The 20,575-nt window shown below is 42.6% G+C and carries 24 protein-coding genes; 15 read left to right on the plus strand and 9 right to left on the minus strand.

All coding sequences use genetic code 11. The features are described 5' to 3' along the window. Positions 1-99 precede the first annotated feature (99 nt). Positions 100-1,080, plus strand: coding sequence for an FkbM family methyltransferase (locus H6G05_RS14850; protein ID WP_190578919.1), 981 nt, complete (start codon positions 100-102; stop codon positions 1,078-1,080). A 55-nt stretch (positions 1,081-1,135) separates the two neighbouring features. On the opposite strand, the gene H6G05_RS14855 is transcribed toward H6G05_RS14850, so the two are convergent. Further along, a complete protein-coding gene (locus H6G05_RS14855; RefSeq protein WP_190578920.1) occupies positions 1,136-2,752 on the minus strand; it encodes an NAD(P)H-quinone oxidoreductase subunit 4 in 1,617 nt (538 codons plus the stop codon). Positions 2,753-3,129: 377 nt separating this feature from the next. Here H6G05_RS14855 and H6G05_RS14860 point away from each other — a divergent pair, with 377 nt between their 5' ends. From H6G05_RS14860 to H6G05_RS14885, 6 genes are all read left to right on the plus strand, one after another. Beyond that, the gene (locus H6G05_RS14860; protein WP_094536165.1) at positions 3,130-4,311 is read left to right on the plus strand and encodes an aspartate aminotransferase; all 1,182 of its coding nucleotides are present in this window, start codon (positions 3,130-3,132) and stop codon (positions 4,309-4,311) included. Between the two features lie 17 nt (positions 4,312-4,328). Continuing rightward, entirely contained in the window at positions 4,329-5,180 is an 852-nt protein-coding gene (lgt, locus tag H6G05_RS14865) for a prolipoprotein diacylglyceryl transferase (RefSeq protein ID WP_190578921.1), read from the plus strand. Continuing rightward, positions 5,177-5,803, plus strand: coding sequence for a DUF2232 domain-containing protein (locus tag H6G05_RS14870; RefSeq protein WP_094536167.1), 627 nt, complete (start codon positions 5,177-5,179; stop codon positions 5,801-5,803). The genes lgt and H6G05_RS14870 overlap by 4 nt, the downstream gene beginning before the upstream one ends. 236 nt (positions 5,804-6,039) lie before the next feature. Continuing rightward, positions 6,040-6,372, plus strand: a complete 333-nt coding sequence (gene pedR, locus H6G05_RS14875; RefSeq protein WP_190578922.1) for a photosynthetic electron transport-dependent transcriptional regulator PedR — start codon at positions 6,040-6,042, stop codon at positions 6,370-6,372. Then, positions 6,365-6,655 (plus strand): hypothetical protein, encoded by a 291-nt coding sequence (locus tag H6G05_RS14880; protein WP_190578923.1) that lies wholly within the window; start codon positions 6,365-6,367, stop codon positions 6,653-6,655. The genes pedR and H6G05_RS14880 overlap by 8 nt, the downstream gene beginning before the upstream one ends. Positions 6,656-6,721: 66 nt before the next feature. Further along, positions 6,722-7,408 (plus strand): HAD family hydrolase, encoded by a 687-nt coding sequence (locus H6G05_RS14885; RefSeq protein WP_190578924.1) that lies wholly within the window; start codon positions 6,722-6,724, stop codon positions 7,406-7,408. A 53-nt stretch (positions 7,409-7,461) separates the two neighbouring features. On the opposite strand, the gene H6G05_RS14890 is transcribed toward H6G05_RS14885, so the two are convergent. The 6 genes from H6G05_RS14890 to H6G05_RS14915 form a co-directional block, all read right to left on the minus strand. Beyond that, positions 7,462-7,635: a hypothetical protein gene (locus H6G05_RS14890; RefSeq protein WP_176453353.1), complete on the minus strand. Its 174-nt coding sequence runs from the start codon at positions 7,633-7,635 to the stop codon at positions 7,462-7,464. 281 nt (positions 7,636-7,916) lie between these two features. After that, on the minus strand, positions 7,917-8,120 hold the full coding sequence (locus H6G05_RS14895; protein ID WP_094536171.1) for a phycobilisome linker polypeptide: 204 nt from the start codon (positions 8,118-8,120) through the stop codon (positions 7,917-7,919). A 194-nt stretch (positions 8,121-8,314) separates the two neighbouring features. Continuing rightward, complete coding sequence (gene apcB / locus H6G05_RS14900; RefSeq protein WP_094536172.1) at positions 8,315-8,800, minus strand: allophycocyanin subunit beta; 486 nt, start codon at positions 8,798-8,800, stop codon at positions 8,315-8,317. Positions 8,801-8,935: 135 nt separating this feature from the next. Next, positions 8,936-9,421 carry an allophycocyanin subunit alpha gene (gene apcA, locus H6G05_RS14905; protein WP_094536173.1) on the minus strand — a complete coding sequence of 162 codons (486 nt, stop codon included), beginning with the start codon at positions 9,419-9,421 and terminating at the stop codon, positions 8,936-8,938. Between the two features lie 251 nt (positions 9,422-9,672). Beyond that, positions 9,673-9,987, minus strand: a complete 315-nt coding sequence (locus H6G05_RS14910; protein ID WP_190578925.1) for a TMEM14 family protein — start codon at positions 9,985-9,987, stop codon at positions 9,673-9,675. A 280-nt stretch (positions 9,988-10,267) separates the two neighbouring features. Then, entirely contained in the window at positions 10,268-11,227 is a 960-nt protein-coding gene (locus tag H6G05_RS14915; protein WP_190578926.1) for a peptidoglycan DD-metalloendopeptidase family protein, read from the minus strand. A gap of 116 nt (positions 11,228-11,343) precedes the next feature. Between H6G05_RS14915 and H6G05_RS14920 the strand changes: the two genes are divergently transcribed. Beyond that, positions 11,344-11,505 (plus strand): hypothetical protein, encoded by a 162-nt coding sequence (locus H6G05_RS14920; protein WP_190578927.1) that lies wholly within the window; start codon positions 11,344-11,346, stop codon positions 11,503-11,505. A 106-nt stretch (positions 11,506-11,611) separates the two neighbouring features. Then, on the plus strand, positions 11,612-12,457 hold the full coding sequence (locus tag H6G05_RS14925; protein ID WP_190578928.1) for an inositol monophosphatase family protein: 846 nt from the start codon (positions 11,612-11,614) through the stop codon (positions 12,455-12,457). Positions 12,458-12,520: 63 nt separating this feature from the next. Here H6G05_RS14925 and H6G05_RS14930 read toward each other — a convergent pair whose 3' ends face one another. Both H6G05_RS14930 and psaC read right to left on the minus strand, forming a co-directional pair. Further along, the gene (locus H6G05_RS14930) at positions 12,521-13,549 is read right to left on the minus strand and encodes a M14 family metallopeptidase (protein WP_242025526.1); all 1,029 of its coding nucleotides are present in this window, start codon (positions 13,547-13,549) and stop codon (positions 12,521-12,523) included. A gap of 190 nt (positions 13,550-13,739) precedes the next feature. After that, on the minus strand, positions 13,740-13,985 hold the full coding sequence (psaC, locus tag H6G05_RS14935; RefSeq protein WP_009628656.1) for a photosystem I iron-sulfur center protein PsaC: 246 nt from the start codon (positions 13,983-13,985) through the stop codon (positions 13,740-13,742). 290 nt (positions 13,986-14,275) lie between these two features. On the opposite strand from psaC, the gene H6G05_RS14940 reads away from it, so the two are divergent. The 6 genes from H6G05_RS14940 (at position 14,276) to H6G05_RS14965 (ending at position 20,550) form a co-directional block, all read left to right on the plus strand. Beyond that, positions 14,276-15,439, plus strand: coding sequence for a 1-deoxy-D-xylulose-5-phosphate reductoisomerase (locus H6G05_RS14940; protein ID WP_190578929.1), 1,164 nt, complete (start codon positions 14,276-14,278; stop codon positions 15,437-15,439). Positions 15,440-15,517: 78 nt separating this feature from the next. After that, the gene (locus tag H6G05_RS14945; protein WP_190578930.1) at positions 15,518-16,297 is read left to right on the plus strand and encodes a uracil-DNA glycosylase; all 780 of its coding nucleotides are present in this window, start codon (positions 15,518-15,520) and stop codon (positions 16,295-16,297) included. Beyond that, a complete protein-coding gene (locus tag H6G05_RS14950) occupies positions 16,297-16,584 on the plus strand; it encodes a DUF2288 domain-containing protein (protein WP_190578931.1) in 288 nt (95 codons plus the stop codon). Before H6G05_RS14945 ends, H6G05_RS14950 begins: the two co-directional genes overlap by 1 nt. A 591-nt stretch (positions 16,585-17,175) precedes the next feature. Then, a complete protein-coding gene (locus tag H6G05_RS14955; RefSeq protein ID WP_190578932.1) occupies positions 17,176-18,498 on the plus strand; it encodes a sensor histidine kinase in 1,323 nt (440 codons plus the stop codon). A gap of 3 nt (positions 18,499-18,501) precedes the next feature. Next, positions 18,502-19,494 (plus strand): pentapeptide repeat-containing protein, encoded by a 993-nt coding sequence (locus H6G05_RS14960; RefSeq protein ID WP_190578933.1) that lies wholly within the window; start codon positions 18,502-18,504, stop codon positions 19,492-19,494. A 345-nt stretch (positions 19,495-19,839) separates the two neighbouring features. Then, on the plus strand, positions 19,840-20,550 hold the full coding sequence (locus H6G05_RS14965; RefSeq protein WP_190578934.1) for a hypothetical protein: 711 nt from the start codon (positions 19,840-19,842) through the stop codon (positions 20,548-20,550). Positions 20,551-20,575 lie beyond the last annotated feature (25 nt).

Raw genomic sequence — 20,575 nt, forward strand, 5'->3', positions numbered from 1 at the left:
CAAAACCGTAAAGTTGCGCCCCGCAGGGGCGCAACTTTACGGTTTTGTAATTAATTATGTCCATTCTTGCCAAAATTTCAAAAGAGATAGAAAAACTTTATGATCCATAATTTCCCAAATACTAAAGTAAGTAAACGAACTCAACCCGATGATTGGCTGTACGATCGCTCAGTTTTAGGATGGATACTCAATCCAAATCTGAGGAAGCAATTACCATTTCTATATCGCATCTTTGGTTGGTACTGCAAATTGTATTTCAGTCTCACTGGCAAGAGCTACCTCATCGGTGGACGAGAGTTATTTAGATTTCTATCAAATATTTTCTATCGACTTTCACCTGATCAATATCTAGAACTCCAACTATCGGGCTATCAAGTATTTTTGAATCCGACAGATATGCGACTTTTTCAAGTTGTTAATGAACTAGCTAGTGAAGAAACCGACACGCGAGTTTTATCAGGATTACTGTCTGAGGGTGATACTTTCCTCGATGTTGGCGCAAATCATGGGAGCTTTGCGATCGTGGCAAGCAAGATGGTTGGCGAGAAAGGTTTTGTCCTCGCGGTGGAGCCACAGCCTCGTTTAGCCAAGGCTTTAGAAAAATCCCTAACTGCCAATGCAATCTGCAAATTCCAGATTTATAATCTTGCCGTTGGTGATACTGACGGTGAAATAGAGCTATTAGTACCCATTGGTACATCTGGCTCAGCAGGTATATTTCCAGAACATTCCGCAACCCATCAATACAAGACCTTCACAGTTCCACTCAAACGGTTTGATGAATTGGTCGATTGGCAAAATTTTACTGGCAAAGTTGTACTAAAACTGGATGTGGAAGGTAGTGAATGTGCTTTTCTCTCAGGGGCTAGGAAAATGATTACGGCTTTAAAACCAACTCTGATCATTGAAGTCCATCCCACCAGTCTTAGAGCCGCAGGAGCAACGGGAGATCAACTTAAGAAACTATTGCAAGAGCTTGGTTATAAATACTATGCAGAGATAGCCGATCGCGATCGCACTTTTGCTCTAGAAGACTTAAACACCAATATCCAACGAAATGTAGTGATGATGATGGCATAGTTAAAAAAAAGAGCGCTTAGCGCTCTTTTTTTATCTGTACAGAATTTATTCTTGACTACTCAACTATTCCCAAAAGAGTTTGAGGCTTGGGGTGAAATAGCTTTGGAGCAAGCAAACCTGATGAGTAAAGATGTGGATTAGTCTGAGCAACTAAACTAAAAGCTCCACGCGCTTGTTCAGTTACCGCTACAGTTTTTACATCATAGGTCTGAGTTGCTAATTTCGGATAAAGCCCGATCGCAACAATCGGCACAAGTAAGCAAGCGGCAATAAATACTTCGCGAGGTTTAGCATCGCTGACGTACTTATCAAAGTGCAAAGCAGGGTTTGGCTGACCGTAGAAGACTTGACGCAAAGTTGAGAGTAGATAAATTGGCGTGATAATTACGCCAACGGCGGCTAAACCAATCATCACAACCTTGAAATTAGCGGCATAGACATCACTGGTGGTAATGCCAAGGAAAATCTTCAACTCACTCACAAATCCACTCATTCCAGGTAGAGCTAAAGAAGCCATAGCCGAAGCGGTCATCAAAGCGAAAGCCTTAGGCATGATTTTAGCAATACCGCCCATTTCATCCATCATTAAAGTATGGGTGCGATCGTAGGTAACCCCTGCTAAAAAGAATAGAGCTGCGGCAATCAAGCCGTGAGATAGCATTTGTAAAACCGCCCCACTTACTCCCAAATCATTGAATGACGCTAATCCCACCAGAATAAAGCCCATGTGTGAAATCGAAGAATAGGCTAAGCGACGTTTGAGATTTTGTTGCGCGAAAGCTGCCATTGCTCCATAAACAATGCCGACTACACCGAGAACTGCTAATAAAGGCGCAAAGTAAACATGGGCATTGGGCAACATTTCAATATTGAAACGGATTAAGGCATATCCACCCATTTTCAATAAGACACCAGCTAGTACCATCGATACTGGCGCAGAGGCTTCCCCGTGAGCATCTGGTAACCATGTATGTAAAGGGAAAATCGGCAATTTCACACCAAAGGCAATCAAGAAACCAGCATAGGCAAGTAGCTCAAAAGCGATTGGGTACTGCTTCATTCCCAGTTCTGCCATATTAAAGGTAGTGGTATCCCCGTAAAAAGCCATCGCTAACCCAGCGACAAGGATAAAAATTGAACCTAATGCTGTGTAGAGAATAAACTTGGTTGCTGCGTAAAGACGCTTTGGTCCACCCCAAATCGAAATCAACAGATAAACGGGAATCAGTTCTAATTCCCACATAAAAAAGAATAGTAATAAATCTTGAGCTGCAAATACGCCAATCTGAGCGCTATATAAGCAAAGCATCAAGAAATAAAATAGACGGGACTTATGCTTTACATTCCAACTAGCGAAAATTGCTAAGGTGGTGATTAAGCCTGTCAATAAAATAAGCGGCATTGACAATCCGTCAACCGCTAATGACCAGTTCAATCCAAGCTGAGGAATCCAAGCGTATGTCTCTGCCATTTGAAACGATGCTTCATGCAAATTGTATTGACTCCAAAATGCATAGATCATTAATGACAATTCAATAAAACCTACTGCCATCGAATACGATCGCACATTCTTAGCATTACCGTATTTGTCAGGAATAAAAGGAATTGCGAAAGCTGCTACAAGGGGTAACAAAAGAATTGTGGTAAGCCAAGGAAATTCTGCAACAGACATGATGAGGATAAATACTTACTCGTTGATCCAATTGTATTAAGAATTTGTAAACTTGTGTTAAGTCTTTTGATATAAAAGTTAACAAATTGTCAAATCATCAAGATAGGCTCAATTCTATATCCACACTTGTTTTCTGGGATTTAGATTGATATGCATCTATAAATTGTCATCCAAATAATGAATATCATCGCTTTATTACTATCGTTAAACCTTAAAACTAGAAACAACACTTTGTCCTCTTGCTAGTTTCTTGATCGCAAGTGCGATCGCGAGACAATTTCTATTAAGATCGAATTTCTATAACAACACCAGTTGAGTTGTTGTAGCGTAGCTACAACAACTACATCCATTCACCCTTATACGTTCTCACAACACAAATGAAGACTTGGCTCAAACCTGCTCAACGACTAGGAAAACTACCTCCATACGTTTTTGCACGTCTAGATGAGTTGAAGTTACGAGCGAAAGAGCAAGGTCTCGATTTGATCGATCTGGGGATGGGCAATCCTGATGGACCTACCCCTGAACCCGTAGTTGAAGCAGCGATCGCTGCTTTAAAAAACCCCAAAAATCATGGCTATCCTCCCTTTGAAGGCACGGCAAGTTTTCGTCGCGCGATTACGGATTGGTACAAACGCCGTTACAATGTCCAGCTTGACTCTGAAGGTGAAGCATTACCTTTAATTGGCTCTAAGGAAGGTTTAGGACATTTAGCGATCGCCTATATCGATCCCGGTGATCTTGTGCTTGTACCAAGTCCCGCCTATCCCGCCCATTTTCGAGGTCCCTTGCTAGCTGGTGGCGAAATCTATGAAATGATCCTTAGTCCAGAAAAGGACTGGCTAATTGATTTAGATGCGATTCCCGAAGATGTGGCAAAACGTGCCAAGGTGATGTATTTCAATTACCCAGCCAATCCCACAGGAGCGATCGCTCCCCGTGAATTTTTTGAAGAAGTAGTTGCCTTTGCTAAGAAATACGAGATTTTATTAGTTCACGATCTCTGCTACGCCGAGCTTGCCTTTGATGGCTATACACCTACCAGTTTGCTAGAAATCGAAGGCGGCAAAGATGTGGGTGTAGAATTTCATACCCTTTCCAAAACCTATAATATGGCGGGCTGGCGTGTGGGCTTTGTAGTCGGCAATCGTCATGTGATTCAAGGTTTACGCACCCTCAAAACTAACCTCGATTATGGGATCTTCTCCGCAATTCAAGTAGCTGCCGAGACTGCCCTGCAACTGCCAGACAAATATCTTGAAGAAGTCTGCGATCGCTACAAAGAGCGACGTGATTTCTTGATATCAGGATTAGGCGAACTAGGTTGGAATATTCCCAAAACCTATGCCACGATGTATCTCTGGATTCCTGTACCTGTAGGCATGACTTCCGCCGACTTTGCTCTTAAAGTATTGGAGAGTACAGGCGTAGTATTTACTCCTGGTAGTGCCTTTGGACAAGGCGGTGAAGGCTATGTCAGAATCAGTTTGATCGCGGACTGCGATCGCTTGGGCGAGGCACTGAATCGTCTTAAGCAAGCAGGAATAAGGTTCAAGTAAAAAGGAAAAAGGAAAAAGTGTTTAATCTGTTGCCTCTTGCTTTTGAATTTACATCTCCAGGTCCGATCGCCTTTGAGATTGGACCACTTTCGATCCGTTGGTATGGACTGTTGATTGCCTCGGCAATTATTTTGGGGACTGTTTTGGCGCAGACTCTAGCCCAAAAACGTAATGTTGATCCTGAGCTAGTTGGCGATTTGGCGATTTGGCTCGTAGTTGGAGCGATTCCCTGCGCCCGTTTTTACTATGTCCTATTTGAATGGCATCGCTTTCAGACTCAAGAATGGTACAAAGTTTTTGCGATCTGGGAAGGTGGGATTGCGATCCATGGAGCCATTATCGGTGGGGCGATCGCCGCAACCATCTTTTGTAAGCGTCAAAAAATTTCCACATGGATGATGGCTGATATCATCATGCCTGCGGTAATTTTGGGACAAGCGATCGGGCGTTGGGGCAACTTTTTTAATTCTGAAGCTTTTGGTAGTCCCACGGATTTACCTTGGAAATTATTTATTCCGATCAATCGTCGCCCCCCTAAATTGGTAAATGAGGCATACTTTCATCCCACATTTTTATATGAATCCCTGTGGAATCTTGGTGTGTTTGCAATTTTAATCTTTGCCTTCTTGCGATTTCCGAAACTGAGGACTGGCACGATTACGATGATCTACGCGATCGCCTATAGTCTCGGTCGATTTTGGATTGAGGGTTTACGCACTGATAGTTTAATGGTGGGCGGGCTTCGTACAGCCCAGATGATTAGTCTTGCCGCGATCGCCGCAGGTATTTTTGGTTTAGTGTGGCTATACGGATTGCGTCGGCGTTTTCCTGATACCACCCCCAAAGAAATCCCGTCCGAAAATCTATGACCAAATTGCCCCATACCGATCCGCGTGAAATGGTAGAAACTGCATTTCTGGCAAGTACTACCGCCATGTTGTTTTTAATTAACTTTTACTTTCCTTTGGGTCCGTTACTACGAATGCTATTTCCTTTGCCCACAGCTTTAGCCTACCTACGGTGGAATAGTCGGGCTGCATGGATGGCGATGGTTGTAACCGCCCTGCTTTTGGCAATTCTGATGGGACCAACCCGCAGCATTCAGTATATTGTTCCCCATGGTTTAGTCGGAGTGACATTGGGATATTTATGGAAACGGGATTTTCCTTGGTCGGGTTCTCTGAGCATTGCGACGATGATTGGCTCAATTGGTACAGCTTTTCAATTTGCTTTTTTATCAATTTTATTAGGTGAAAATGTTTGGAATTATTCAATTGTGCAGGTTACAGGACTACTCAATTGGCTACTACAACTTTTTGGTTCATTAGAACAACCAGATTTTGCTGCCATCCAAACCTTTGCGATCGCCGCAATTATCTTTAGTAATTTTGCATATCAATTACTTGTGCATCTAGTGGCTTGGATTGTGCTAGATCGACTTGGCAATCCTATACCCAGTCCCCCAAAATGGATCGAATCTTTGTTAGCTTGATCTAAACCCAATAGAGAGTTGCGGCGCTTCGCGCCACAATTCTCTATTGGGTTTGACTGACTACAGCTATAAAATAACCACTTAAACGATTTTTTATTCCATGCATGAGCATAGCTAAGACAATCTTGGGAAAAACTTAATTAATTGACACAATCTCGAATAAGAAATTATACTCATTAGTTAACCGCCAGAATGAGTATAATTCTGAAATATTGGCGCAAATCATCTTCGTTACCATGACCAACCCTGCCGAATCAAATCAAACTGTAATTACAAATTCATCAATTGCTCTATCTGAAAGAGAATTGCAAGTGATTGAACTAGTAGCTGCGGGCTTAACCAATCAAGATATCGCTGTCAAACTAGCGATCAGCAAACGTACTGTCGATAATCACATCAGCAATATTCTCACTAAAACTAAAACTGACAATCGAGTTTCCTTAGTACGTTGGGCTTTGCAATGGGGAAAGGTATGCATTGACGAAGTTAATTGCTGCATTCTCGGCACTCATGTAGTCGGTAATGTTTTAGAAGCAAAAGATTTAGAACAGGAATTAGAAAGTGCCTAGTGGTAACTTAGAGCTTAATCGCTACAGGATTGTTTACAGTCCCGATATTGCTTTAGCTATGTATCGAGAGTTAGCATCCCATCTCGAACAAATTGACGAAAATATTAATGCTGAATTATTTTGGCAAGAAAGTACTGAATTTAGTTACTTAGGTAGTCAAATTGGAGGATTGTGGCTTACATACCCGCAATCTTTTCCTGAACAATTCCAAGTTTTAATCAAAAAAATTTTGAACCACTATGGGGTTTGGGTTTCTGAACCAAATTTAGCTATTAACTCTTAAAAGCCAATAATTAATACTGCGCTTCGCGCATTATTAATTATTGGCTTTTAAGTTATTTTTAAAACTATGAAAAAACGCATATTTACTGATTTCGACGGTCCAATCATGGACGTATCAGAGCGCTATTACCAAGTTTATTTATATTGCTTAGACAAAATCCGCAAACCTCACCAAGTAGTTACAACCTTACCTAAAACTGAATTTTGGGAATTAAAGCGATCGCAAGTCCCAGAAAAAGAAATTGCTAAAATCTCAGGCTTTGCAGATGAGAAGCAATCCATTGCCTTTGCTCACCTGCGTCGTGCCACAGTCCATACAGATCCATATTTTGAGCATGATCAGCTCATCGAAAGTGCCATACCAGCCCTAGAAAAAGCTAAACAGTCAGGAGTCGATCTTGCGGTCATGACCATGCGTCGCCGTCGCGAGCTAGAACCTGTTCTAGATAAATACGATTTAAGACGCTTTTTTGCCAGCGATCGCATTTTTTGCCTTGATGACGACTACATAAAAACTGTCGATACTCAAGACAAGCCCAAATTAATGAAGCTTGCTCAAGCTAATCTGCCAGAAGTCCAGCAACAATGGATGATTGGCGATACTGAAGCGGATATTATCGCAGCCCAAACCTATGATGTTCCTGTAATTGGTGTTTTAAGTGGCATTCGTAATCAAGCACAATTAGAAAAGTACAAACCTAATCAAATACTTCCTAACTTACTATCATCAATAACCAAGATTCTAAACCCATAAATCATAGAAAAGCCGCGCAATGCGCGGCTTTTCTATGATTTATGGGTTTCAGATTACATTCCCCCTAAAAACTCTTGCTTAGCAATTTTCACCATAACAGCTTGTTGACCAAGATAAAGCATGTGCAACTCAGTGAGGAGTTGCTTAGCTGCATCCAGATCTATGTTTTGGATCTGCTGGCAAAACATCATGTGGGTAAATTGCTTCTCGATAGGTAAGTCACTCATAAGTACCTCTTTTACGAATCAACCAATGACACTAAACTATGACAATAACTAAGGCATTGAAGTTGCTTAACAGTAGATATTAGTCACCGTGTCAACATAACGTAACAATACTTTAAAGTTATTAAAAAAACTGTATCATGATAAACATTTTTTCTAGATATACCCAAAGAAACATTTTCGACAAAAAGTCATAAAAGTATTCCTTATGACAATCATAAGCAAATCCCCAAACAAAAAAGGCTCGCTTAGCGAGCCTTTTTTGTTTGGGGATAAGAAAAAAACTAAAGTAAGCCAGTATTTGTGCCTTGCTTGCCCGTAGCTAGTTCAACTTTTACAATCTTGCCACCCATTTTCATAATGCGTTGCTGTTCAGCGAACCAGTTGTCATAGGACACTAACTTCGTGAAATAGGTATTTTGCAACTCTCGTTGTGTACGAATGCGAGTTTGGCTAGGTACACAAGCAGTGATTTTAAAAGTCCGCATAGCGGCGATCTCCTTCAGAGCCAGTTATTTAAAGATTAATTAGAAGTTAATTTCAAAGAAATATTTCTAGACTGATATAAGCGTTGGCGGCGAGATAGGAAGCTCAAGCTAACCTACCTCCGCCGCCTTAGTAAATATTAATTAATTTAGAAATTGAATTAATAAATAGATAGCAACCAACGCTATATCGGTAATTAGCTCAAGCCAGAGCTGATGTAATCGAGGTATACACCCAATTCCTTACCAGCGTCAGAACCAACGATGCTAGCAGCAACTTCTTTGATTGCTTGGATAGCTTGAATGGTGGAAACTACAGGTACTCCAAGGGAGTTGTAGGTTTCTTTCAAGCCATTGAGTACGCGCTCATCAAGGATCGAAGCATCACCAGCAAGCATTGCATAGGTTGCATAGCGAAGGTAGTAGTCGAGGTCGCGGATACATGCAGCATAACGACGGGTGGTGTACATGTTGCCGCCGGGACGGGTAACATCTGAGTACAACAAGGACTTAGCAACAGCTTCTTTAACGATGGTTGCAGAGTTAGCAGCGATCGCAGCAGAAGCACGAACGCGAAGTTCGCCAGTTGCAAAGTAGCTCTTTAGCTTTTCTAGAGAAGCGGCATCAAGGTACTTGCCTTGAACGTCAGAAGAATTGATGACGGAAGTAATTGCGTCTTGCATTTTTGTATATCTTTTAGGTTTGCAATTAGTTTTTTGAATTACGGATTCAGAATTCTGAATAGCTTAAATTCTGTTTTTAAATACAATCGATTTGAGAACAATCCGATAACAATCTAAGAGAGTTCGGAAATCGCCTTACTGCATTGCACCGATGACGTAGTCAAAGTAGTAACCAGCTTCGGCTGCATCTTCACCAGACAACAAGGAAGCTGCTGCATTCTTAAGACCACGAACACCTTCAACAACACCAGGAATAGGAGTGCCTAAAGAGTTGTACATTTCCTTAACGCCAACTAGACCGATTTCTTCGATAGGGGTGACATCACCAGATACAACTCCGTAGGTTACTAGGCGGAGGTAGTAGTCGAGGTCACGTAGGCAAGTTGCGGTCATTTGTTCACCGTATGCATTTCCACCAGGAGAAACAACATCAGGACGCTTTTGGAAAAGTTGATCGCCAGCTTGCTTAACGATGCGCTCGCGGGATTCGGTCAAAGTTTGGGCAATGCGAAGACGGCGCTCGCCAGAGCTTACAAAGCCCTTAATGCGATCTAGTTCACCAGGGCTGAGGTAACGTGCTTCAGCATCTGCATTCACGATGGACTTCGTGACTACGCTCATTTAATTTTTTCTCCAATCAAAAATGTGAATAAAAACGATTGATGTGATGCCGTACCATGCAGAAATTCCTTTGCTTTAGCTATGTCCTAGGGACAATTACTAAAAGGTTGGGGCTGATCTGACATGGAGGGTTTCTTTGTCAAAGCAATGATTACCAAAACATTTTGAAGCATTGCGTTGTCCACAAGCTTTTCTTCATCACACTTCTTAACATTTCATATGTTATCACTAGAGGTGAAAACCGAGATCAATTAGGCTGAAAGTATTGCTACTCCAAGGGTTGTGACACCTCCAAGGATCATTAAGCCTGCTGGCATAAATTTTTTGGTTTTGATGAGCCGCACGATGAAGACGATCACTAGCAAAACTGTGATGGCCATGCCAGTTATTTTTCCCCACTCTTGGTTTTGCGCGGCGGCGGTTCCTGCGACAAGTAATCCAAGCCCGCTAATACTGCCTGAGATGATCGATGCTTTGCTTTGACTTTTGGCAAAACCGATGATGCCGCCAACAATCGCGATAACTCCATAAATAAATAGGGCAATGGTGCTTGGGGAAAAGGTCATAGTTATGTTTAATAAGTTTTCAAACTAATGAATTACAGCAGCTACTGAGCAACAACCCAAGTAATTTTGTGAAAGTGTTGCTTTGCAACACTTTCACAAAATTGCTTGGGTTGAGTTTGAGCGCAAAGCGTTGTAAGAAATATTAAAAACCATGCTAGCGAAATGCATTTCTGGATGATCGCTGACACAAAACTTTAGTTACATACCGTTACAATCAAAAAAGGAGGGGATGCGCTTAGCGCATCCCCTCCTTTTTTAAAACTTACATTGCCATGTTTGCTTAAAGCGCAAATAAATTAGTCATAGAAGCAGCAATCCGATTGAGATATGGGGCTGGGTCAAGAGCTACCCAACCATCTCCTGATGAGACCATGATCTCAAAGTGCAGATGAGGCCCAGTAGAGCGTCCTGTTGAACCGACAATGCCTAGTTGCTGACCTTGAGCAACACTTTGACCTTGATAAACGTAAATGGCTTCTAGGTGGGCATACCTTGTGCCTGTAGAGCCATGATCGAGTTCAATAAGATTGCCATAACCATCGCCCCAGCCTGCATATTCGACACGACCTGATTTGGCGGCGAGTACGGGAGTGCCAAAAGGTGCGCCGAGGTCAATGCCGCTATGAAAAGACCAAATACCTGTTACAGGATTAATGCGCCAGCCATAGTTGGAGGTAACGGGCACGGCGTAGGGTAAGGGATATCCTCCTGTCTGGAAGATAACATCGGGATTGCCTGAGCCTCTAGAAGCGATCGCAGGATTGAAAGGAACTGGATCGGGCTTCCAGATTGCCCCAGGAACGAATACAACTTTGGGCTTACGTTGACAGCCATTACGCTCGAACAGGACATCAGCACGAATCTTAAATTTTTTAGCAACAGTGGTGTAGTTCTCGTCATTTTGGAAACGATAGGTCAAGCCATCTAGAGGCGGAATTGATAGGGTTTGACCAACCTTGACTTCACCATTACGAACTTCGGGGTTCAGCCCCATCAGGGTTGCAGTTTTAAGTTCGTATTGCTTGGCGATCGCTTCAAGAGTCTCACCTTGCTTAACCTTGTGCTGAGACAGATCGTCAAGGGTTGGCTTGCCACAAAGTTCTTCCGCCTCTTTCGCATTGGATTGATCAATGGGGGTAGATGGGGGTGAGGTAGTTGCGTGTACGACTGAGGGAAATAAACTAGCGATCGCACTGGCGATTAGGACTGGGAGCAGGGATATTTTCCAAGACGGCTTCATGGAGTGTTACTTGAGAGATATGTGAGATATATGTGGGACAGTAAGAGGCTAAATTTGTGATTTGATAAAAAAGTAACAAAAGATGAAGAATTGCGACAAGAATCTTCACAAAAGAAATGCTTAGATATTCTCGCAGCGATCGTCCCCTTATAGACACCACCGATCTGGTGAAATTACAGCAATTACCGATCAAACAAACCAAGATTTTCTTGGAAAGAGTTGCAAAGCAGTACCTCCCAAAAATTTCTTGGTTCAGGTTTGAGCGTAATGCGCTGTAGATAGTTATGTATCATTCGCTAATTTTCTGGATTGGCGACATGAATGCTCACAATTACAAGTCTAATCTTTATCTGAAATTACTCAAACAACACACTTTTTAAGATCATGACAAATTCACTGGCTTCTGTTAGTAAAGAGCAACTACAAACATTCTTAGATATTGCTACTGAAGCAGCTTGTGCAGGAGGCGCAATTCTAAGATCCTATTGGGGAAATCTTAAAGAAATCGAAGAAAAACGCCCAGGGGATTTGGTGACGATCGCTGACAAAGAATCAGAAGCAATAGTTCTCTCTATTTTGCAAAGACATTTTCCTGATCACGGAATTTTGGCAGAAGAATCGGGTGTATTGGGAAATACCGAAAGTCGATATTTATGGGCGATCGATCCTTTGGATGGCACAACTAACTATGCTCATCAATATCCATTTTCATCGGTGTCGATCGCTTTATTGATTGATGGAATTCCTGCCGTAGGTGCGATTTATGATCCTTTTCGTGATGAAATATTTCGAGCAGCCACAGGCTTAGGCGCAACTCGTAACCGTTTACCAATTCATGTTTCTAGAACCACAGAACTTAGTCGGAGTTTGCTCGTAACTGGTTTTGCTTATGATCGAACTCTCGTTGAGGATAATAACTATGCGGAGTTCTGCCATTTCACGCACATCACTCAAGGTGTGAGGCGTGGAGGCTCGGCGGCGATGGACTTAGCCTATGTAGCATGTGGTCGTTTAGATGGCTATTGGGAGCGTGGTTTATCGCTATGGGACTTGGCGGCGGGTGTGGTGATTGTGCGTGAGGCTGGTGGAGTTGTCACTGCTTACGATGGCAGTGAGCATATTCCCAAGTCTGGAAGGTTACTTGCCACCAATGGTCATTTGCATGAACAAATGATTGCAGAGTTAGCATTAATCAAGCCTTTACCATTTAAGTTTCCCTTTGGACGTTAGCTTTATAGCGCTGTGCGCTCTAAAAAAACAGAATAAAAAAGCTGGTGCTTTGCACCAGCCTTTTTATTCTGGGGTTGGGAAACGTTCCATCAAATAACAGAGGCAATCTTGACGCACAATGTCAGTATTGAGAGTGAGCATTGACGGCATTACAGGCGCTTTTAAAAGAATTTCGCCATTTTCGATTTGGAAATAGCGATCGCCTTTTTCTTCACCCTCTTCGCTCACAGCAGATAAATAGGCTTTCTCCGTTTTCGCTATACCGAAGTTTGTGCCACTTGGTAATTCGCAGAAATTCAAACAATCCATCTCGGTAGGAAAAGTGATGTCATCGTCAGGTTCACCAGTGAAGCTGAAATTAATCTGTTCGGGGACTTTAACGATCGCCACTGTGTGAAACAAATCAATATCGGCGATCGCCGAATCAGGCAAATCATCAAAACTATCGAGATTCAAACAAGTCTCTACATATTCCAGTGCATGAGCCGTGCCATCGGGCATGTCAGGCTGTCCACATTCCAAAACGATTGCAGGGCAAAATTTACTAAAGGCAAAGGATTGCACTGTTTTGGGATTGGTGTAGTACACCACCGTTTTATTGAATAGCCGCGCTAAGTGTCGAGAATGCTTATCTAACTGAGTAATACAGCCATAGTGAGGATTTTTGCCCGTATTGTTGTGAATATCGATGCTGGCGAATACTCCCCGCGATCGCATTTCAGCAATTACCTTTTGCGCCATGATTTGCTCTGGTAATGGCTCAGATGCATCCCCAATTTGCCAGATGCGATTGTAGTCAGGCTGATGAGCCAAATGCCTTTGGCGATATCTCGCACCTTCAATATTGCCAATAAACAAAGAAAGCGATCGCGGCAGCTTTTTGTGTTGATATTTGCGAAGTAACTCGCGCATCGCTAACCAACTAGTTGTTTCATTGCCATGTAACAAAATCGAAACAAATAATGCTGGTTGGCGATCGCCTTCTAGGTGGATCAGTGTGGGGCGATCGAGTAATTGCCAAAGTTGCGTAGATTCAAGCTCTAGTAAGCCATTGGGTAGGTAGTCAAAAATATCAAGCATAAAAATATTCATATAGAGACGGCGCGTAGCGCCGTCTCTATTAAACCAAAAGGCACGCATAGCGTGCCTTTTGGTTTTTTAAAACAATTTAGGCGCACCAATTGGTACGCCTAAATCTAAATGCAGGATAAAGAATAATTGCACTTAATGAAAAATAAACAAGAATCTTATCTAACTAAAAATAATTATAAAAACTATAAAATTAGTAGGTAAGACCCATGCTGCGGCTGGTTTCAGCACCAAGATAGACACGGACGCTTAGGAAGTCAGTGGGGCAAGCAGTTTCGCAACGTTTGCAACCAATGCAGTCCTCGGTACGGGGAGAAGAAGCGATTTGAGCCGCTTTGCATCCATCCCAAGGAACCATTTCCAAAACATCACAAGGACAGGCACGCACGCATTGTGTGCAGCCGATACAGGTGTCATAAATTTTGACTGCATGCGACATATTGCTATTGCTCCAATCAATATATGTACCTATTTAGGCACGGGATGTTTAAAACCAAGTTTATCGTAGAGGTTTACATTCGACGCTTAGATTGTGAGATAACTTAAAACAAATTAATATTTGAGCCTAGGATCAAGTTTTTGTCACAATTTCATATAACTGGAACCAAAATATAAAAAGTTGGGGCAGCGCATCGCGCTGCCCCAACTTTTTATATTTTGATCGCGATCGCTCAAAAAACTATGCAAGACTTTGACTATTAAATAATCAATATTAATAAGCTTCATCCTATGAAACGCATTACCCTGCTTGGCTCCACTGGCTCAATTGGCACACAAACATTGGATATCGTCGCGGAGTATCCTGACAAATTTCAGGTTGTGGGAATGACATCAGGGGGAAATATTGATCTTTTGGCAAAACAAATTCGCCAGTTTCAACCTGAGATTGTGGCGATCGCTAGCGAAAAAAAGCTTTCTGAACTAAAAGAGGCGATCGCCGATCTAGCCGTAAAGCCAATCATGTTAGCTGGAGCCGAGGGCGTAGAAACTGTGGCAGCCTATGGAGACTCGGAGGCAGTGGTGACGGGAATTGTTGGCTGTGCAGGATTATTACCAACAATTGCAGCAATTAAAGCAGGTAAAAATATTGCATTGGCAAATAAAGAGACTTTGATTGCAGGTGGTGAAGTGGTTGTGCCATTGGTGAAAAAACATGGCGTGAAGTTATTGCCTGCGGATTCTGAACATTCAGCAATTTTTCAATGCTTACAAGGTGTTCCTGAAGGCGGACTACGACGGATTATTCTCACGGCTTCAGGTGGTGCATTTCGCGATCGCCCAACAGAGGAGCTAGCATCTGTCACCGTCGCCGATGCACTCAAGCATCCTAATTGGGCAATGGGTAAGAAGATCACAATCGACTCAGCAACCCTGATGAATAAGGGATTGGAAGTCATCGAAGCCCATTATCTCTTTGGTGTGGATTATGACCAGATCGAGATTGTGATTCATCCCCAAAGTATTATTCATTCTCTAATTGAATTGGAAGATACTTCTGTACTCGCGCAACTAGGGCTTCCTGATATGCGCTTGCCCCTGCTCTATTCCCTCTCCTATCCCGATCGCATTCCTACCCAATGGGAACGCCTTGACCTTGTGAAATGTGGCACTCTCACCTTCCGAGCTCCCGATCATCAGAAATACCCCTGCATGGAGCTAGCCTATGCCGCAGGTCGTGCAGGTGGAACTATGCCTGCGGTACTAAATGCAGCCAATGAGCAAGTAGTGGAACTATTCCTCCAAGAGAGAATTCGGTATGTCCAGATTGCGGATTTGATTAAATATGTATGCGATCAGCATAAATGCGTTTCTAAGCCAGAGCTTGAAGATATTCTCGAAGCTGATAAATGGGCGAGAAATGCAGTAATTGAGCAAGTAATGCTTAAGGTCTAGATAACTTGAGGTTCAATATATTGCTGACACAGGTAAGATATTAGCAATAAGTATTGATTTGGGGCGCATATCCTGTCTATGACTGACAAAGAACAAATGAGCCTGTTTGATCTGACTCCATCGGAGGTTCCTTTGGTGGATCTTCCCCACGCCGAGGGAACTACCGATGCTCCACCTGCGAAAAAAACTGCGCGTTCTGCTAAAAATGCTACCCCCCTACCTGCCGCCACTGTACCAGTAAGTGAGCAGTTTGCCAGTCTTGATGCATTGCGCGAAGTTGCTTGCAGTTGTCAAAAATGTCCCCTTGCCCCAACGCGGACTAATGTGGTGGTCGAAAGAGGCGATCGCAACGCCAAAATCCTGATCATCGGTGAAGCCCCTGGGGAGCAGGAAGATCTATCAGGATTACCCTTTGTCGGTAAATCAGGGCAGCTTTTAGACAAAATCTTAGAATCAGTGGGATTTGACACGAGCAAAGATGTTTACATTTGCAATACGGTCAAATGCCGTCCGCCCAATAATCGTGTTCCTACCGAAGTAGAAACAACAACCTGTAAGCCTTACTTGCTGGAACAAATTCGTCTCGTTGATCCTAAAATTATTTTGTTGACGGGAGCCACATCACTCAAGTCAATATTGGGTGAAAAATTAGGCATTACTAAAGTACGTGGTAAATGGTACGAGTGGGAAGGGCGATTAGTGATGCCAATATTCCACCCTTCTTATTTATTGCGAAATCAAAGCCGCGAACAGGGCAGTCCGAAGTGGTTAACATGGCAAGATGTTAAAGCTATCAAAGCTAAGTACCTAGAAATTATCGGTACTGATAACGTAATTGGTGATGACGAGGAATTTTAGTGAGTAATTCAAGAAAAGATTTAGAAGAAATGGTTGATGTAGCGCAGTGGGAATGGTTGTCCCCCCATGCAGCTAGAGCTAGAGTAATTTTGGTTGGGGCAAAGCTGGATCTTGTCGATGTGGGGATTGCGCTGACTGAGGACAATACGAAGTTAGTACAGTCATGGATCGAAGATGGTTGGTTGCGTCATCCGACCGCAGATGAGCTTAGCGCTTGGAATGCCAATAAAGAAAAAGAATTTACTAGTCTTGTTGTGCCACCCTTTGTTCTTGCAAGGATAGACTAATAAGCAAAGTACTCGCACTGCGAGTGTTTTGCTTACAAATGTGTACAAAAAAAGAGAGATCAGCTTTTAACTGATCTCTCTTTTTTATTAACAGTAACCAAAAGAAAAAGCCTAGGTTACTTTCCCTGTTTCGTTCCTAGGCTTTTTCTTTTGTTCGCTCCTCACACCTCTATACTATACATCCCTCTTTCTAAAATGTCTACTAGTTTGTCGAGCAATATTGGGATTTTTCGTAAGCCTTTTGGCTGATGTTTGCACTTTTATTCGTTGTTTATCGCGATCGCTACCCATTTAGGTGAGGCGCAAAGCCTTAATTTGTATAGTGATCCGCAGGAGTAACCTCAATAGACCTCCCTTTATACCAATTCACAAAAGTGTTGCCACACTTTCGTGAATTGGTATCTAAACCCCTTAGGACAAATCAAAACCACAAAGATGAATGGCGACGCTTCGCGCCGCCATTCATCTTTGTGGTTTTGATTTGTCCTAGCTATCTCTTGCGTTGCTGTAGGCTTTTGGACTCTTACATTTTTTTAGCTTTTAAAACGCACTTGGTTCCATAATTAAAGCTGCTATTGCTTACCTGTAAAAATGGAAATTTTTTGGTTGCTTGTCGGAATTGCCATTGGCGCGATCGCTACTAGTGCTTGCTGGTTTAGTTGGAACTATGCCAAGCTAAGAAACAATCACCGATTTCGTAAGCGATCGCGTCATGTGTTTAAAGCAAAATCAATCCACAGTCTCAAATCTTGGGCGCAGAAAGTTCAACAAAATATACGCCAAGAAGTTACTGAATCCATAGAGGAAGGTAGCGAACGCTTACTTTGGGGGAAAATTGTCGAATTATCTCCCATTGGTTATATTCAAGTCGATCAAGATAATCGTTTAGCTGTATGTAATCAAAAAGCCGCCACCATGATGGGGATCGCTAACCACCAACAGGGATTAATCCGTAAGCCCTTTTTGTTACAGCTAATCCGTTCCTATGAACTTGATCACTTAGTCGAACAAACACGAACACGTAAACAAGGCTCTCAAGTAGATTGGGTCTTTCATCCTGCAATTCCTGATCCTGTCGATCCTGTACCACAGATTGGGAGACCGACTAGAGCCTATAGTATCTACCTAGGAATGGGGCAGATTGGCATTTTTTTGGTAGATCGTCAAGAGGCGGTAACGATCACCCAACAACGCGATCGCTGGACATCGGACATTGCCCATGAGTTGAAAACACCACTAACCTCGATTCGTCTGGTTGCGGAGACCCTCGAACCCCGCGTTGAGCCTGCGGCAAGAATATGGGTAGAACGTCTACTGGGCGAAATAGAGCGGATTACCAAACTTGTCCAAGACTTGCTGGAATTAGGTCAGATGGATGTGGGCATAGAGTCAGTTCTGCACCTAAGTGAAGTAAATGTTGCGTCAATAGTGCGATCTGTTGAGGCAACCCTTGAGCCGTTAGCCAATCGCAAACAAGTCAAGCTTAAACATATCGGTGATGAACAATTAATTTGGCAGCTTGATGAGTCACGCATTTATCGGCTTTTGCTTAACTTATTGGACAATAGTATTAAGCACAGTCCATCACTTCAGTCGATTACAATCAAAACCAGCGTGGTAGACTCAAATTTACAAATAGAAACAATTGACGCTGGAGAAGGTTTTCCTGAAGAAGCTTTACCCCATGTTTTTGATCGCTTTTATCAAATCGATCCATCACGGACAAGATCGGGACTTGATCGTGGTGGTAGCGGCCTAGGATTAGCGATCGCCCGTCAGATCGTCACACTTCATAAAGGAGCGATCGCAGCCAGAAATCATCCTGAAACTGGCGGAGCATGGATTACGATCACCTTACCTTATCCAAATCCTGCAACAGAAAAATTGCAAGGCTCTGAGCAACTTCGTAACTAAACCATGAGCGCAGAAAAACTCCTGAAAGACTATGCTGCTGGTCGGCGTGACTTTGCTAGCTTAAATCTAGCTAATGCCAATTTGTTTAACAGCGATTTAATCGGCGTAAACTTGACCAAGGCTGACCTGCGGCGGACTAATCTTGTCTTTGCTTACCTCAACAAAGTCACCTTTAATCATGCCAATTTATCAGGTGCAAAACTTGGTGGAGCAACTCTGAACCAATCAATCATGATGAGTGCAAACCTGAGTGAGGCAGACTTGCATGGAGCTATGTTGCAGAGGGTAAATCTCTTCGGCTCAAATCTTTCCTTTTCTAACTTAATGGATGCTAACCTGACGGAAGCAGATTTACGCAGTGTCAATCTCCGTGGCGCAAATTTACGCTGTGCGATCTTGAGTGCTACGCTCATGCGAGAGGAGCGCGGCTATCCACCCACAACAATGAGTGGGGCAAATTTACGTAAAGCTGATTTGCGCGGCTCAAATTTGAGCGGTGCTGATCTTACAGGAGTTGATCTTTCTGGCGCAAATCTGAGTGAAGCGACTCTCTCAAGGGTGAACTTACAGGGAGCCAATCTGAGTGGCGCGATCGCGATCGGTACAATTTTTACTGAAGCAAATCTGGGTAATGTTAATCTCACAGAAGCTAATCTCAAAGGTGCAAACCTAACTAAGGCTGATCTCAAAAACGCCAATTTGCGACTTGCAAACTTATTTGGAGCGAATCTAACTAAAGCGAATATGACTATGACAACTTTAAGTAACGCAGGCTTAATTCAAGCCATACTTAATGGCAGTGATTTATCGCGATCGCTACTAGATAAAGCAAATCTGAGTCAGGCTAGTTTAGTTGATGCTTATTTAGTCAGAGCTAATCTGGATGGAGCCGATCTCAGTGATGCGGTGTTAACCAGAGCTGAAATGAGCGGAGCTAGCACTATTGGCACAATTTTTAGTGGCGCAACTATGCCTGATGGCAAATATCACTCGTAAACTCAAAAAGCATGTTCCGCCCTCTACACGCGCGGAACATGCTTTTTGAGTTTACTTACTGCCTTAGATCAATTCACTGAAGTGTGTCAAGATTTTTGTGAACTAAAAAATAAAGTAAGAATTTTATAGCAATGCAAAAGTTAGATAGGATAAATCAAAACCCAAAATACAAGTAGCGGTGCGAAGCACCGCTACTTGTATTTTGGGTTTGATTTCCTAAACAAACTTTTGTTGGCTATAAAAACACAAAATGGCCACGCCATTTTGTGTTTTGGCATTAATCTTGACTTAGACTGCCTTCATCAATCAATATGACAACTGAGCATTGCAGCGCCTAACAAAAATATGGAAGATTTAAATCTTCTAGAGGAAGTTATAGATAGTTTGGAGCAAGACAGCAATGTACTTCGCATCAAACGACTGATCCTCTTTACCTGTCATGATTCTTGGTCAAATGATGTCAACGAAGTTAAAGCGTTACAGATACGTCAGCTTGTTCGTGACTTAATGATCATGTTTCCTGATCTCAATACGCTCAAACACAAGTTAAACAGTCAAGTCAAGCAACTTAGTAAACAGTCTGACTATCTCCTTGCTGCGGATAACATTATTGATAGTCTTGGGTTTCTCTATACTTTGCGCGATGAAGGAAAGCTACCCCATAGCTTTTTAAATGGAGATAATCCACAGTCTTCTGCGCCTAGCAATGATGTATATGAGAGAACCGAAAGTGATACGATTCCCCACAAACATAACCTCAAATATTTAACTAATCTATTTGATTTACGAGCTGATATTTCGAGGAACATTAGTCCTCTTCATGCCAAGATCCTGCTGTTTTCTAGTCTAAATTATCGTTTTAGTCCCCAAGAACGTGACTGGTCAGCACTTTATACCTACGATATTGATGATTTGATTCAGCTTATCTTCCAAACTTACGAAACTGTCGAAGCTCTAGAAGCAAGGTTAACTGAAGTCAGCCTAACGCTAGATCAACCCGAAGATGCTAAACGTGCTTCAGCTGTAATTTTACAGGCTATAAGACCTTTCTACTAAAGATCAAAAGCCTTGCTTAGCAAGG

Origin of the sequence: Phormidium tenue FACHB-1050 (genome assembly GCF_014696925.1) — a bacterium.
In the GTDB taxonomy this organism is placed as follows: domain Bacteria; phylum Cyanobacteriota; class Cyanobacteriia; order Pseudanabaenales; family Pseudanabaenaceae; genus Pseudanabaena.